The sequence below is a fragment of the Streptomyces sp. NPDC102441 genome (assembly GCF_044765585.1).
GTDB lineage: Bacteria > Actinomycetota > Actinomycetes > Streptomycetales > Streptomycetaceae > Streptomyces.
This window is the reverse complement of sequence record NZ_JBIWKH010000008.1, coordinates 446418-462019: the sequence shown is the minus strand read 5'-3', so window position 1 is coordinate 462019 and position 15602 is coordinate 446418. Positions and strand designations below refer to the sequence as shown.

Below are 15602 nucleotides of genomic sequence, written 5' to 3'. Positions count from 1 at the left end.
CCCTCGACCAGCTCGCCATGGAACACCTCATCGGCGTCCGCTGACACCACCCCCGGGGCGCCCCACGGTGACACACCACCACCGGGCACCCCGGGCACATCCCCTCCGTGACACCGCCGGATCCGCGCAGGGACTTGACTAAGAGGCCGTGGGAGCGTTCCCATGGGCCCCGGCCCCCCTCTCACCGCAAGGGCACCACCGTGACAGAACCTTCCCCCGACGGGCGGACCGGACGCCGCAGCCGTCGCAGCAGGCGGATCGTCGTCCCTCTCACCGTCGTCTCCGCGATCGTCGCCGGCACCGTTCTGTCGGGGTGCGGCCAGCAGCGGGACGAGGACGTCTACACCGTCATGAACTCCTCGACCGACGAGTCGTACCACCGCTGGGACGGTGACACCCTCAAGCGATGCAGCAAGGAGCTCGGGGTCACCATCGAGCAGCAGAGCGTGCCGGCCGCGCAGCTGATGACCAAGGCGCTGCGCATGGCGTCCTCGAAGTCCCTGCCGGACGTCCTCCAGCTGGACGCCTCCGAGATGCCGACCTTCGCCGAGGCCGGCGGGCTGATCCCGCTGAAGGACCTCGGGCTGACCACGACGGACATCCCCGAGGGGATCGTCGACTTCGGCTCGTTCGACGGGGAGTACTACGGGGCCGCCCGCACGGTGAACACCCTGGCGCTGTTCTACAACAAGGACACCCTCGACAAGGCCGGCCTGAAGGTGCCCACCACCTGGGCCGAGATGCAGTCGACCGCCAAGAAGCTGACCCAGGGCAAGCGGTACGGCCTGGCGCTGAGCGCGGGGGGTGCGGAGGACGGTGTCTTCCAGTTCACCCCGTTCATGTGGTCCAACGGCGGCGACGAGTCACAGCTCGACACCCCTGAGGTCGCCGGGGCCCTGGACTACTGGAAGGCGCTCCTGAAGGACGGCTCGCTCTCCAAGTCCACGGTCAACTGGACCCAGGCGGACGTGAACGACCAGTTCATGGCCGGCAACGCGGCCATGATGATCAACGGCCCGTGGCAGGTCGAGACCCTGAACTCCAAGAAGGGGCTCAACTGGGGCATCGCCGAGATCCCGGTCCCCGAGGCCGGCGACGACTCGGTCGGACCGCTGGGCGGCGGTGTGCTCACCGTGCCCAACACCGGTGACACCGAGCGCGAGAAGATGTCCGCCAAGATCATCGGCTGCATGTCGGGTGAGCAGGAGGAAGTCTCCTACGCCATCAACAGCTGGATGGTCCCGGCCAACACCAAGGCAGCGGACATCTGGCGGAAGAAGACCCCCGAGCTGGCGGCGCTGGCCGACCAGGTCGCCACGGCCCGGTCCCGTACCGCGAAGGTCGGTGCGCAGTGGTCGTCGGTGTCTCTCGCCCTGCAGAGCGCCTTCCAGTCGGCGCTCACCGGCGAGTCCAGCGAGGCCGCGCTGAAGCGTGCCCAGCAGCAGGTCAAGAGCGGGAACTGAGGTAACGAACCATGTCATCCACCACAGCCTCAGCCGCCGCGCTGCCGGCCGACCCGAAGGCCCCCGCGGCCGGCGCGGCCGCCGAGCCGGTGAACCCGCGGAACGCCAAGCGGCGCAGGACACTCGCCCAGTGGGGGTTCATCGCCCCCGCCGTGATCTTCATGGCGCTTTTCTTCGGCTACCCGCTCGTCCGCAACATCGTGATGAGCTTCCAGGACTACTCGCCGTCCACGTTCTTCACCGGTGAGGCGCCGTTCAACGGCTTCGACAACTGGAGCAACGTCTTCAACGACGGGCTGTTCGGCAAGGCCCTGTGGCAGACGATCCTCTTCACCGTCGGATCGCTCGTCGGCCAGTTCTGCATCGGTCTGGCCCTCGCCGTCTTCTTCACCCGCCGCTTCCCACTGAACGGGATCCTGCGTTCGCTGATCCTGCTGCCGTGGCTGGTCCCGATGGTCGTCTCCGGCATCGTGTGGCGGCGCATCTTCGACCAGGACACCGGTGTCCTCAACTCCTTCCTGGGCACCGTCGGACTCCCGGGCGACACCCCCTGGCTGACCAGCACCAGCATGGCGCTCGTCTCGGTGATCCTGGTGAACATCTGGATCGGCATCCCGTTCAACATGGTGATCCTCTACGGCGGCCTCCAGGAGGTCCCCAAGGAGCTGAACGAGGCCGCCGCGCTCGACGGCGCGTCCGCCTGGCGCACGTTCCGCTCGGTCACCCTGCCCATGCTCAAGCCCGTCATCACCGTGGTGCTGGTGCTCGGCTTCATGTCGACGGTCAAGATCCTCGACCTGGTCCTCGCCCTCACCGACGGCGGGCCCGCCGACTCCACGCAGACGCTCGGCACGCTCACGTACCAGAACTCCTTCGTCCAGATGGACTTCGGGGCCGGTGCCGTGGTCGGCAACATCCTGATCCTGATCTCCGCCGTCTTCGCGGTGTTCTACCTGCGGGTCAACCGCAACGAGGGGAAGTGACCGGCATGGCGACCACCACCCAGATCCCCGCCGCCCCGGCTCCCGCCATTCACCGGCCGAAGCGCCGCTTGGGTGCGACCGTCTTCGGCGTCGTCGTCCTCGCGGTGATGCTGTTCCCGCTGTACTGGATGATCAACACCGCGCTCCAGCCGGACGCGAGCCTGGTCGACGTGGGCCCGGTCCCGACGGGCATCGACTTCTCCGGATTCACCTCCGCCATCACGGAGCAGGGCGGCAACCTGCTGACCTCGCTGGCCGTGGCGCTCGGCGCCGTGGCCATCTGTCTGGCGATCTCCGCGCCGGCGGCGTACGGCCTGGCCCAGTTCAAGCTGCGCGGCAGCAAGACGATCGTCTTCGGCACGCTCATCACCCAGATGGTGCCGGGCATCGTCATCGCCAACGCCCTGTACAGCGCGTACGTGGACCTCGGCCTGGTCAACTCCTACTTCGGCCTGATGCTCGCCGACGCCTCGCTGGGCATCCCCTTCGCGATCGTGCTGATGCGGTCGTTCATGGTGTCGATCCCGCGTGAGGTCATCGAGGCCGCGGAGGTCGACGGCGCGGGCCGCATCCGTACGTTCGTCCAGGTCGTCCTGCCGATGAGCCGTAACTCGCTGATCACCGCCGGGCTGTTCTCGTTCCTCTACGCGTGGAGCGACTTCATGTTCGCGCTCACGCTGAACACCACCGACGACGTCAAGCCGATCACCCTGGGCATCTACCAGTACATCGGCGCGCACGTCGGCGACTGGGGCTCGGTCATGGCCGCGTCCGTGCTCTCGGCGGTGCCCGCCGCGGTCCTCCTCGTCCTGTCCCAGAAGTACATCGCCGCCGGGATCACCGGCGGCTCGGTCAAGTAAAGGTCTTCCATGAGTGAGTTCCCGGTCTTCCCGCCCGGTTTCGTCTTCGGCGCGGCCACGGCCTCGTACCAGATCGAGGGCGCCGTGGATGAAGACGGCCGTGGGCCGTCCATCTGGGACACCTACAGCCATCTGCCCGGCCGCACCGACGGCGGCGACACCGGTGACGTGGCCTGCGACCACTACCACCGCTACCCGGAGGACGTGGAGCTGCTGCGCGACCTGGGTGTGGAGTCGTACCGCTTCTCCATCGCCTGGTCCCGGATCCAGGCCACGGGCAGCGGAGCGGCCAACCCCAAGGGGCTGGACTTCTACTCCCGGCTCGTCGACTCCCTCCTGGAGGCGGGCATCGAGCCGGCCGCCACGCTCTACCACTGGGACCTGCCGCAGGCCCTGGAGGACAAGGGCGGCTGGCGGGTCAGGGAGACGGCGGAGCGCTTCGGCGAGTACACCGCGATCATGGCCGAGCACCTGGGCGACCGGGTGCCGCGCTGGATCACCCTCAACGAGCCCTGGTGCAGCGCCTTCCTCGGCTACTCCGTGGGCCGGCACGCGCCGGGCGCCAAGGAGGGCCGCGGGGCCCTGGCCGCCGCGCACCACCTGCTGGTCGGCCACGGCCACGCGATGACCGCGCTGCGCGCGGCAGGTGTCCGCGAGGCGGGCATCACCCTCAACCTGGACCGCAACGTCCCGGCCACGGAGTCGGACGCCGACCTCGCCGCCGTGGTCCGCGCGGACACCCAGCACAACCTGGTGTGGACGGAGCCGATCCTCGCGGGCCGCTACCCGGCCACCGACGAGGAGACCTGGGGAGAGCTGATCACCGGCCAGGACTTCCGCCGCGAGGGCGACCTGGAGCTGATCTCCCAGCCGATGGACTTCCTCGGCATCAACTACTACCGGCCGATCGTCGTCGCCGCCGCCCCGCACCGCGAGGCGGATCCGGAGCTGCGGGTGGCCACCGACAACCGCTACGCGGAGGGCCAGTACCCGGACGTGCGGCGCACCGCGATGGGCTGGCCGGTCGTCCCTGAGTCGTTCACGGACCTGCTGACCGTGCTGAAGCAGACGTACGGCGACTCCCTGCCTCCGGTGCACATCACGGAGAACGGCTCGGCGGAGTTCGACAGCGTCGAGGCGGACGGAGCCGTCCACGACGCGGACCGGGTGGAGTATCTGCGCACGCACCTGACGGCACTGCGCGCGGCCATGGACGCCGGTGTCGACGTACGCGGGTACTACGTGTGGTCGCTGCTGGACAACTTCGAGTGGGCGCTGGGCTATGCGAAGCGGTTCGGGATCATCCGGGTCGACTACGACACCCTGGAGCGCACCCCGAAGGACAGCTACCGCTGGTATCAGCAGCTGATCGCGGCGCACAAGGCCTGATCACCTGAGCTCGGCCCGGGGGCGTACGCGTGCGGCATCGCGTACGCCCCGTGGCATGTGCCGGGCCCGGGCCCCTCGGCCACCACGCGGCCCGGCCCGATGGTGACGGCCGCGGTGCGGTCACGAGCCACCCGGAATCCGCCATTGGCGCACAGGGCGCGGCTCCGGTGAGGGCACTCACGACCACTCTCCGTATCCGTGCCATGCCACGGCGTTGAACTGCGAGGGAAGCCTCCCGCGCCTTCATGTGAAGGCCCTGCACGAGATCTTCACTACACAGCCACTTTCAGCCGCCCCGTGTGTGTGACGTGCCCATGAGTGCAGACGATGTGTCCAGGTCGTGCCTAATCTCCCGGGCCATGAGACTCACTCGCACGAGACGCTTCGGTCTCGCCACGGTCATCGCTCTCGCCCTCGCCCTCTTCGGCCTGGCGCCCTCCGCGAGCGCCGCCGACCCGGCTTCGGCCGAGCTGTCGTTCAGCACCGACGCCGTGACCACCACGCCCGGCGGTGCGGTGAACCTGTCCATGACGATGAAGAACAACCACACGTACGACATCTGGTTCATCTACCAGACCATCGACCCGACCTGGCTGACCACCCAGCGCCCCGACCTCACGTACAGCTTCACCGGCTGCAGTGTGGCGACGGACACCGGAGCCGTCCCGTGTTCCGGTACCGGGCCGGCGGATCTCGGCGGGAACTACGGCACCACCATCCCGCCCGGCCAGAGCCGCACCGTCACCCTGACCCTGCAGGTCGCCGCCGACTCCGGCTGCAACGGCAACATCGGCTTCTACTCCTACTTCTACGCCGAGTTCAGCGACAGCACCAGCCTCAGCAGCGGTCCGGTCTACACGCCCGAGACCCGCGTGCTGTGCGCGTGAGCGCGCCCCTGTGCGCCCCGAGCGGCGCACGCCCGCGCTGAGCGGGGGCTTCAGGAACGAGGACGGCGGCCGGCCCTGCTCCACGTCGGCCGCCGTCGGCATGCCGCCCCGGGGATGACTTGATCCGGCTGCACGACGGTCGGCACTTTGGTCCAGACCACTGACGCCCCGTCTCTGCGCCGTACGACGGCCCCCGGACCGCCGTACGGCTTCCGCCGCAGCACACGAGCTCGCACCCGGGTTCGCACCCGCCCGTCGAGGGGCTCCGCACCGCTCGCACCGACCATCTTGTCGCATTGCGCTATACATACGCTTTTCCGCCAAGTTCCCGAGCGGGAACACAGAATATCCACATAGCCCTCACTATGTGAGGCGACGTATACGTCGATGACCGGCGTCTCAGGGGGGCGACGGCGTTGTCGTGGGGGCGGGGCAGGCTCCGGAAGGAGCTCGCCCTTCCCTGCCCTGGGGAGGGGTTTCACCGCATGAAGCGGACCATTGGCACCACCGCGCTCGTACTGGGCACACTGATGGCGACGATCGGGTTGCCGGCCGCGTCCGCACGGGCGGACGATCCGCCACCGCGCGTCGATCTGCGCGTGCTGGTCGTGAGCGACGGGGGGCCGTCCACCGCCGCGATCGCCGCCGAACTGGAGAACGCCGGAACGCCCTACACCGAGGTCGACCTGGCGGACTCCGGCCGGGCCGCGATCGACGCGGACTTCCTCGCCGACACGGTCGCCGGCCGACCGCGCGCGAAGTACCAGGCCGTCGTGCTGCCCAACGACAATCCGTTCCCCACGGGATCCGCCGAAATGGCGGCCCTGGCGACCTACGAACAGACGTACTCGATCCCGCAGGTCGACGCCTACACCTACGCCCGTCCCCAGGTGGGGCTCAACGCGGCGGTCGGTACGGGCTATGCCGGCAGCGTCGACGGGGTGCAGGCCGAGGTGACGCAGGCCGGCCAGGCCGGGGCCTTCGGCTACCTGGAGGGCGCTGTCCCCTTCGAGGACAACTCCCCCACCGTGGGCGAGTCCTACGCCTACCTCTCGACGCCGGCGGCGGGCGCCGACTTCGTCCCCTACGTCCAGGCCACCATCCCCGGCAGGACGACGAAGGGGTCCCTGGTGGGCGAGTACCGGCACGACGGGCGGCGCGAACTCGTCGTCACCTTCGTCTACAACCAGTACCAGCAGCAGTACCGGCTGCTGGCCCGGGGCATCGTGGAGTGGATGACCGGCGGGGTGCACCTCGGCGCCGACCGCAACTACTTCACGGTCCACGTCGACGACGTCTTCGCCGCCGACGACCGCTGGGACTCCGCACTCGACTGCACCCCCGGAGACGTGGACTGCCAGCCGGGCGAGGGGACTCCTAACCCGATCCGCATGGTCCCGGCCGACGTCGACCACGCGACCTCCTGGCAGAACAGCCGGGAGTTCACCCTCGACTTCGCCTACAACGCCTCAGGCACCGTGGACCACCGCGAGGACAACGGCGGCCAGGACCCCCTCGCCGACAAGCTGATGACCGACCGCGACCAGTTCCGCTGGATCAACCACACGTACACCCACGCCTTCCTGGGCTGTGTGCAGAACACCTCCGTGGTGCCGTGGCAGTGCGCGACGAACGCGGACGGTTCCACCCGGTGGGTCAGCCGGAACGAGATCATCGATGAGATCGCGGCCAATGAGGCGTGGGGCGTCGCGGCCGGACTCCCCCTGCAGAGCGAGGAGTTGATCACCGGTGAGCACTCCGGTCTGAAGGTGACCCCCCAGCAGCCGGTGGACAACCCCAACCTGGGGCCCGCTCTCTCGGACACGGGCATCGAGTGGCTCGGATCGGACAACTCCCGCGACCCCGTGCAGCGTCAGGTCGGCCCCGCCACGACCGTCTCCCGCTACCCGGTGAACATCTTCTACAACGCGGCGCAGCCGGCCGAACAGGTCGACGAGTACAACTGGATCTACACCAGCCGCGCCCAGGGCGGCAGCGGGATCTGCGAGGACAACCCCGCCACCTCGACCTGTCTTCCCGAGCCGCTGGACACCGCCACCGGCTACGCCGAGCACATCGTGCCGCTGGAGACCCGGATCGCGCTGGGCCACGTCCTCGCCAACGACGTCAAGCCGCACTTCATCCACCAGTCGAACCTCGCCGAGGGCCGCATCGCCTATCCGGTCCTCGACGGTGTACTCGACGCCTACGACGGCCTGTTCACCGATGACACCCCCGTGGTGAACCTGCGGATGAAGGACATCGGCGTCGAGACGCAGCGCCGGGCCGCCTGGCGGGCCGCCGTCGAGGCGGGCCAGGTCACCGCCTACCGGATCGGCGACAGCGTGACCGTACAGGCACCCGACGGTGTGGCGCTCGCGGCCACCATGCCCGCCGGCACCCAGCACACCGGCGCGGCCTTCGGGTCCTCCTACGCCGGCTCGGTCTCCGGCTGGGCCGCTGCCCCTGCCGGAGGCCTGCCGTACACCCTGGACCTGCCCACGGCCGCCGGTACGCCGATCACCGCGGCCGAGCCGGACCTGACGCCCGCCTCGACGCCCGCCGCACCCCGGACCGAGGTGCCCGCAGGCGTCGAGGAACAGGTTCCGTACGCGGCGGAGCGCTGACAGGCACACGCCCTCCTGTCCCGGCCGTTGTACGGCGGCCGGGACGGGCCCGCGACCCCCGGGCCCGACACCCCACCTCCCGGCCGTGGAGCACACCGATGCACTTTCCCCACGGCGCGCGACACCCCGGCGCGTCGCGTGTCACCCTGCTCACCGAAGGCACCTACCCGCACAGTCACGGCGGCGTGAGCGTCTGGTGCGACCAGCTCGTCACCGGCATGCCCGACATCGCCTTCGACGTGATCGCCGTCACCGGCACCGGCCGCGAGCCGGTCGTCTGGGACGTCCCCGCCCACGTCGGCCGCGTCGTCTCCGTCCCGATGTGGGGCCCCGCCCCGGACGGGCGTGCCCCGCGCGGAGGCCACCTGGGGCGGCTCACCGAGGCCTACGAGCGGTTCCTGACCGCGCTGCTCGACCCGCAGGCCGAGGACGGCTTCGGCCCGGCTTTGTACGCGCTCGCACGGGCCGCCCAGGACGGCCGGCTCGGTCCGTTCCTTCGCGGGGACCGGGCCATCGGCGTCCTGACGGCCCTGTGGAACCGCCCCGGCCTCGCGGTATGCGAGGCCCGTCCGACCCTGCAGGACGCGGTGACGGCGACCACTCTGCTGGAGCACGCGCTGCGGCCGCTGGCCGCACCGTTCCCGGAAGCGGGTGTGGCGCACGCGGTCAGCGGAGGCGTGGCGGTCCTTCCGGGCCTCGCCGCGCTTGAACGGCACGGTGTGCCGCTGCTGCTCACCGAGCACGGCGTCTACCTGCGCGAGCGCTATCTCGGATACCGCACCGCCCCCTACCGGTGGCCGGTGAAGGCACTCGTGCTGGGCTTCTTCCGGCTCCTGGCGGAGGAGACGTACCGGCGGGCCGCACTGATCACCCCGGGCAACCGCTACAACCGGCTCTGGGAGGAGCGCGGCGGTGCCGCGCCGGCGTCGATCCGGACGGTCTACAACGGCGTGGACCCCGCCGCGTTCCCGCCCGCCGGCCCCGAGCCGGCCGATCCCGTGCTCAGCTGGGCGGGCCGTGTCGACCCGATCAAGGACCTGGAGACCCTGATCCGCGCCTTCGCGCTCGTACGGGCACGGATACCCGCCGCGCGGCTGCGCCTCTTCGGCGGCACGCCGAGCGGCGGTGAGGGGTACCGGGACCGGTGCGAGGCACTGGCCGCGGAGCTGGGCCACGCCGACGCGGTCACCTTCGAGGGCCGGGTCGAGGACATCAAGGACGCCTACGCGGCGGGGAACGTCGTGATGCTCTCCAGCATCAGCGAGGGCTTCCCCTTCACCCTGATCGAGGCCATGTCCTGCGGGCGGGCGACCGTCTCCACGGACGTGGGCGGTGTCCGGGAGGCCGTCGGCGACACCGGTCTCGTGGTGCCGCCCCGCGATCCGGCCGCGATGGCCGCCGCGGCACTGGAGCTGCTGGCCGACGCGGAGCGGCGCCGCACGATGGGCGAGGCCGCCCGGCTCAGGGTGATCGAGCAGTTCACCCTCCGGCAGACCATCGACACCTTCCGCTCCATCTACCTGGAGCTGTCGGTCTCCGGCGGTGGGGGCGCTCCCGCGGCCTTCGAGGAACAGGCGCCGGCGACGACGGACAGATCACCGGTGAGGAGCGCGGCCGGATGAGCGGGCCCATGTCCCTGGAGCCGGGCGGCGCGGAGCAGGACACCCTGGCCTTACGCCTGGCCGACAACCGTACGCTCGCCCTGCGCCTCGCCGAGGACCGGGGCCCCGCACGGCGCGTCACCGACCAGCACACGCTGGCCCTGGTCCTGCCGGGCCACGGAGCGCGGCGCGACACGGTGGACAGGCTCGCCGCCGAACTGGCCGACCGCGTCGCGCCCGCCGTCCACCCGTACGAGGTCGCCGCGCTGCTGGAGTCCGAGGGGCTCACCGGTGAGGTGATCCAGGAGAAGTACGGGCACACCGACCTGTTCTCGCTGGCGACGGCGTTGTACCGGCGCGTACCGCGGACCTTCCCCGAGCCCCCGCGGCCCGCCGATCCCTGGCGGCCGGACCATCTGCGCTGCGCCTTGCGAGGCCTGCTGTTCGCGCTGCCCGGCCTCGCCTACGCCCTCGCCGGACGGCTGTTGCCCTCCGACGGCACGGTACGGGCGCTGGTGGTGGCCGGACTGATCTCCTGGGCATGGAACCAGGCGCTGGGTCACCGGGCGTACGTGCGCCTGGCGACCGGGCGCCGGGAGGCGGGCCGCACCCTGGCGAAGGGAGCGCCGCTGGGCGCCGTCACGGCGACGGCCGCCGGAGCCGCGCTCTCGGGGTCGAGCGTGACCGTGCTGGCCGTCGCGGCCCAGTCGGCCTATCTCGCGGCGGCCGGTGTGCTGCTCGTACTGGGCCGCGAGCGGCTGCTGCTGGCAGTCCTCGTGCCGGTCACCGCCGGCGGGACGGCGCTGCCGTGGTGGGAGCCCGGTGACGTGCTCCGGGCAGGGCTGCCGTTGCTGTCGCTCCTCGGCGCGGTGGCCGCGGCCGGCTGGGCGTTGCGCGCCACCCGTGCGGCCCCGGCCGCTCCCGGTGCCACACGTCCGGGTCTGTGGCCGTCCCTGCCGTACGGGCTGTTCGGACTGGCCGCCGGGTCGCTGGTGTTCCTGGCGGGCCGGGACCATCCCTGGGCGGTGATCGTGCTGACCCTGAGCATGGGCCCGGCCGAGTGGCTGCTGTACCGCTACCGCGGACTGTCGGTGGCGGCTCTGCGGTCCACGAGGACGCCCGCCGCGTTCCGGGCCCGGTCCGCCGCCGTTCTCGCCGGCTGCCTGCTGGTGTACCTCGGCGCGCTCGCGCCGGCCTCACTGCTCGTGGACGCCGAGCCCGTCACCCTGCTGCTGCTCGCCGCCGCGTTGTGGATCTCCCTGCTGCTCCAGGCATTCGGCGTCGCATGGCCGCCGGCCGCCCTGTGTCTCACCGCGGCCGCCCTCGCCGGCGCGGTGATGCTGACCGGCGCCCCGGCGGTCGCCGCGGTTCTGCCGCTGTGCTGCGGCGGCGCCGCGCTCTGTCTCACCGCGGTGGCCGTGCGGAAGCTGGGCCGCCCGGCAGCCCACGTCTGAAGTCGCCTCACCGGCCGCGCACGTGCCACCGCACCGCCGTACGTCTTCGCGAACCGCCCGCGGCCCGCGACCCGGAACCACTCACCGACCACCGGAAGGATCCACCTTGACCGCCCCACCGCTCGCCGCCGTCACCGGAGCCGAAGGCTTCATCGGTTCCCACCTCACCGAGGCGCTCGTCGCCTCCGGTCACCGGGTGAGGGCCATGGCGCAGTACAACTCCTTCTCCTCGTACGGATGGCTGGAGACCCTCTCGCCCGATGTCCTGGGTGAGGTCGAGATCGTCCTCGGCGACGTCCGGGACCCGGGCTCGGTCCGCCATCTCACCGAAGGGGCCGAAAGCGTCTACCACCTGGCCGCCCTCATCGCCATCCCGTACTCCTACCGGGCGCCCCACAGCTATGTGGACACCAACGTCACCGGCACGCTGAACGTGCTGGAGGCGGTACGGGCGGCAGGCACACCGCGGCTGGTGCACACCTCCACCAGCGAGACCTACGGCACCGCACAGACCGTGCCCATCACCGAGGACCACCCCATCAACACCCAGTCCCCCTATGCGGCTTCGAAGGCGGGCGGGGACAGGCTGGCCGACAGCTACCAAGCCAGTTTCGACACCCCGGTGGTGACACTGCGGCCGTTCAACACCTTCGGGCCGCGGCAGTCCATGCGGGCGGTGATCCCGACCGTCATCGGCCAGGTCGCGGCCGGGGAGCGGACCATCACCCTCGGCGACCTGCGTCCCACCCGCGACTTCACCTTCGTCAAGGACACCGCGCAGGCGTTCCTGGCCGTGGGCACCGCGCCCGCCGAGCAGGTCGTGGGCCGCACCTTCAACGCCGGGACGGGCGGCGAGATCTCCGTCGGTGACCTGGTCACCCTCATCGGCAAGGTGATGGACACGGCGCTCGACGTCCGCGAGGACACGCAGCGGCTGCGGCCCGCGAACTCCGAGGTCATGCGGCTGGTCGCCGACGCCGGCCGGCTGCGCGCGGCGACCGGCTGGAGCCCGGCGCACGGCCTGGAGGAAGGCCTCGCGCGGACGGTGGAGTTCTTCCGCGAGCCGGAGAACCTCGCCCGCTACAAGACCGGCATCTACAACATCTGACCACGTCCCGCACGTCGAGCAAGGGGGAAGACCATGTACGCAGTGATCATGGCCGGAGGCAAGGGTGTCCGGCTGCGTCCTTACACCACGGCCCTGCCCAAGCCGCTGGTGCCCATCGGCGACCAGCACGCCATCCTCGAGATCGTCCTGCGCCAGCTCGCCTCGGCCGGATTCACCGGATGCACCATCGCCATAGGTCATCTCGGCGAGATCATCCGGGCCTACGTCGGCGACGGCTCCCAGTGGGGGCTGAGAGTCGACTACTCCACCGAGGAGTCCCCGTTGGGGACCATGGGGCCCCTGCTGACCATGCGTGAGCGGCTGCCGGAACACTTCCTGGTGATGAACGGGGACATCCTCACCGATCTCGACTACGCCGACGTCCTCCACCGCCACGAGCTCTCCGGGGGACCTCTGACGATCGCCACGTACGCACGCCAGGTGCTCATCGACTTCGGTGTGCTGACCACCGACGCGAGCAAGGTCGTCGGTTTCACCGAGAAACCGAGCATGGACTACCGCGTTTCCATGGGGGTGTACGGGCTGACCCGGTCCACACTCGACGGGTACACCGCCGGGCTGCCGCTGGGCTTCGACGAGTTGGTGCTGGACCTGCTGGCCTCCGGCAACCCGCCGCACGCCTACGACTTCGACGGCTACTGGCTGGACATCGGCCGTCCCGACGACTACGACCGTGCCAACGCCGAGTTCACCAGCCGCAAGTCCCTCCTGCTCAAGGGAGCCTGAACACCGTATGCGCATTCTTGTTCTGGGCTCCACCGGCTATCTGGGGACCCACGTCGTCGAGCGGCTCGGCGCCCTCCGGGGCGCGCGGGTCCTCGCCGGCGGCAGGTCCCCGGCCGCCGACGTCCCCGTCGACCTCGCCACCGACTCCGCCGGCCGGCTCGCGGAGCGCCTGGCGTCGGTGGCGCCGGACGCCGTGGTCAACTGCGCCGGCGCGACCGGGGGCGACCCGGTGACGCTGGCGGAGGCCAACGCCCGAGGGCCGGCCGTCCTGTGCTCGGCGATGGCCCTGGCCTGCCCCTCGGCCCGGCTGGTCCACCTCGGTTCGGCGGCCGAGTACGGTCCGGGGGCCGGCCGGGTCCCGGTGCCGGAGTCGGCGGCCACCCGCCCTCTCAGCGTCTACGGCGCCACGAAGCTGGCCGGCACCGTCGCCGTCTCGACCTCCGGCCTGGACGCGCTCGTCCTCCGGGTCGGCAACCCGGTGGGGGCCGGGGCACCGCCCGCCGGGCTGCCCGGCAGGGTCACCCGGATGTTGCGTGAGGCGGGCGCGGCCCGGGACGCGGTGCTCCGCCTCGGGGATCTCTCGGCGTACCGCGACTTCGTCGACGCGCGCGACGTGGCACGGGCGGTGGAGCGGGCCGTCACGGCGCCCGGGCCACTGCCGCGCGTGCTCAACATCAGCGGCGGCGAGGCCGTACCGGTGCGCGACCTGGTGCGCACGCTCGCGGACATCGCGGTCTTCGGGGGACACATCGAGGAGCAGGGCGCCGGCTCCGTCCGCTCGGAGCAGGTGTCCTGGCAGTGTTCCGACATCTCCACCGCCCGGACGGCTCTCGACTGGCGGCCCTCGTACACGCTCCGGGAGTCGCTGACGGCGCTGTGGTCGGACGGCACCCCCTCCCCGTCCTCCCGTGAGAGAAGCGAACTGCCGTCATGAGCCTGCTGATCCCGCTGTACGTCCACCCGGCCGTGGACCCGGCCGCCTGGCACCGGCTCACCACGGCGGCCGACCTCACCTACGCCGTCGTGCTCAACCCCGCCGACGGGCCGGGCGGCGGTCCCGATGCCGCCTTCGTCTCCGCCGCGGGCGCGCTGCGCTCAGCGGGCGTCCGGCTGCTCGGCTACGTGGACACCGACTACGGCGCCCGGCCCGCCGCGGAGGTCACCGCCGATGCCGCCCGGCACCGGGAGTGGTACGCGACCGACGGCTGTTTCCTGGACCGGGTGAGCGCGGCAGGGAGCGCGCTGCCCGCCTACCGCAAGCTGGTGCGTGCGCTACGCCGGCAGGGCGCGTCGCCCGTGGTCCTCAATCCGGGCGTGCATCCGGCCCCCGGTTACGCCCGGATCGCCGATCTCGTCGTCACCTTCGAGGGCCCCTGGTCCGTCTATGTGTCGGCGTTCAGCAGAGCTGCCTGGACAGCGCGTCATCCGCCCGACCGTTTCTGCCATCTGGTGTACGGCGTGCCCGCTGCGCTGGCACCTCTGGCTGTGCGCACTGCTCGCGAGCGTGGCGCCGCCGTGTCCGGTCCGGTGACCGGGGGACCACCCAACCCGTGGTCCCGGCTGACACCGGTGCTGACCGGAGCGGAGCGGTGAGGCGCGGAGCCCGGGCGTGGGCGGCCCTGCTCACCGTGCTGGCGGTCTCGGTGACGGCCGCGCCAGCCGGTTGCTCCGCTCCGGGCGGCAGCCGGGGGGCGGCGCCGGTCGAGCCGCCGCAGAGCCGGTGGCAGCCCCGGCCGGGGCTGGCCTGGCAGTGGCAGCTCGACGGGAAGGTCGACGCCGCGGCAGCCGATGTGCCGGTCTACGACATCGACGGCTTCGAGAACGACGCCGCGGACGTCGCCCGGCTCCACCGCGGCGGCCGCAAGGTGATCTGTTACATCAACGTGGGCGCCTGGGAGGACTACCGGCCGGACAAGGACGCCTTCCCCGCTTCGGTACTGGGCGGGCCGAACGGCTGGCAGGGTGAGCGCTGGCTCGACATCCGGCGGATCTCCCTGCTGCGGCCGGTCATGGAACGGCGCTTCGACATGTGCCGGGAGAAGGGCTTCGACGCGGTGGAACCCGACCTGGTGGAGGGGTACGCCGACGACACCGGTTTCCCGCTCACCGCGCGGGACCAGCTGAGGTACAACCGTATGATCGCCTCGATCGCCCATGAACGCGGCCTGGCGGTGGGTCTGAAGAACGATCTGGCGCAGATCCCGCACCTGGTGGACGCCTTCGACTTCGCGGTCAACGAACAGTGCGCCCAGTACGGCGAGTGCGCGCGGCTCACACCGTTCATCGAGGCCGGCAAGGCGGTCTTCCACGTGGAGTACACCGAGCCGACCCATCGCTTCTGCCCCGAGTCCCGCAGGCTGGGGCTCTCCTCCATGCGTAAGAAGTGGGAGCTGGGGGCCTGGCGCAGGGCCTGCTGAACAGGTGGCGCTGTGCGGCGGTCTCCGTCCCGGCGGCCCGGCGCCGCCCGCCGCCGTCCCCATCCG

The 15602-nt window shown here is 71.1% G+C and carries 13 protein-coding genes; all 13 read left to right on the top strand.

The features are described from left to right. Window positions 1–200: 200 nt before the first annotated feature. The 13 genes from ACIREO_RS20470 (at window position 201) to ACIREO_RS20410 (ending at window position 15536) form a co-directional block, all read left to right on the top strand. Complete coding sequence (locus ACIREO_RS20470; protein WP_404111968.1) at window positions 201–1463, top strand: ABC transporter substrate-binding protein; 1263 nt, start codon at window positions 201–203, stop codon at window positions 1461–1463. A gap of 11 nt (window positions 1464–1474) precedes the next feature. Next, a complete protein-coding gene (locus tag ACIREO_RS20465; protein ID WP_404111965.1) occupies window positions 1475–2446 on the top strand; it encodes a carbohydrate ABC transporter permease in 972 nt (323 codons plus the stop codon). 5 nt (window positions 2447–2451) lie between these two features. Continuing rightward, the gene (locus tag ACIREO_RS20460) at window positions 2452–3306 is read left to right on the top strand and encodes a carbohydrate ABC transporter permease (RefSeq protein ID WP_404111962.1); all 855 of its coding nucleotides are present in this window, start codon (window positions 2452–2454) and stop codon (window positions 3304–3306) included. Between the two features lie 9 nt (window positions 3307–3315). Next, a complete protein-coding gene (locus tag ACIREO_RS20455; protein ID WP_404111959.1) occupies window positions 3316–4695 on the top strand; it encodes a GH1 family beta-glucosidase in 1380 nt (459 codons plus the stop codon). A 359-nt stretch (window positions 4696–5054) separates the two neighbouring features. Further along, the gene (locus tag ACIREO_RS20450) at window positions 5055–5582 is read left to right on the top strand and encodes a hypothetical protein (RefSeq protein ID WP_404111956.1); all 528 of its coding nucleotides are present in this window, start codon (window positions 5055–5057) and stop codon (window positions 5580–5582) included. 485 nt (window positions 5583–6067) lie between these two features. Beyond that, a complete protein-coding gene (locus ACIREO_RS20445) occupies window positions 6068–8209 on the top strand; it encodes a hypothetical protein (protein WP_404111953.1) in 2142 nt (713 codons plus the stop codon). 98 nt (window positions 8210–8307) lie between these two features. Next, complete coding sequence (gene pelF / locus ACIREO_RS20440) at window positions 8308–9831, top strand: GT4 family glycosyltransferase PelF (RefSeq protein WP_404111950.1); 1524 nt, start codon at window positions 8308–8310, stop codon at window positions 9829–9831. Next, the gene (locus ACIREO_RS20435) at window positions 9828–11264 is read left to right on the top strand and encodes a hypothetical protein (RefSeq protein ID WP_404111947.1); all 1437 of its coding nucleotides are present in this window, start codon (window positions 9828–9830) and stop codon (window positions 11262–11264) included. The genes pelF and ACIREO_RS20435 overlap by 4 nt, the downstream gene beginning before the upstream one ends. Window positions 11265–11370: 106 nt before the next feature. Continuing rightward, window positions 11371–12372, top strand: a complete 1002-nt coding sequence (locus tag ACIREO_RS20430) for a GDP-mannose 4,6-dehydratase (RefSeq protein WP_404111945.1) — start codon at window positions 11371–11373, stop codon at window positions 12370–12372. Between the two features lie 33 nt (window positions 12373–12405). Continuing rightward, window positions 12406–13119 carry an NDP-sugar synthase gene (locus tag ACIREO_RS20425; RefSeq protein ID WP_404111942.1) on the top strand — a complete coding sequence of 238 codons (714 nt, stop codon included), beginning with the start codon at window positions 12406–12408 and terminating at the stop codon, window positions 13117–13119. A 7-nt stretch (window positions 13120–13126) separates the two neighbouring features. Next, a complete protein-coding gene (locus ACIREO_RS20420) occupies window positions 13127–14053 on the top strand; it encodes an NAD-dependent epimerase/dehydratase family protein (protein WP_404111939.1) in 927 nt (308 codons plus the stop codon). Continuing rightward, window positions 14050–14712, top strand: a complete 663-nt coding sequence (locus tag ACIREO_RS20415; protein WP_404111936.1) for a spherulation-specific family 4 protein — start codon at window positions 14050–14052, stop codon at window positions 14710–14712. Before ACIREO_RS20420 ends, ACIREO_RS20415 begins: the two co-directional genes overlap by 4 nt. Beyond that, window positions 14709–15536 (top strand): endo alpha-1,4 polygalactosaminidase, encoded by an 828-nt coding sequence (locus tag ACIREO_RS20410; protein ID WP_404111933.1) that lies wholly within the window; start codon window positions 14709–14711, stop codon window positions 15534–15536. Before ACIREO_RS20415 ends, ACIREO_RS20410 begins: the two co-directional genes overlap by 4 nt. Window positions 15537–15602: the final 66 nt, after the last annotated feature.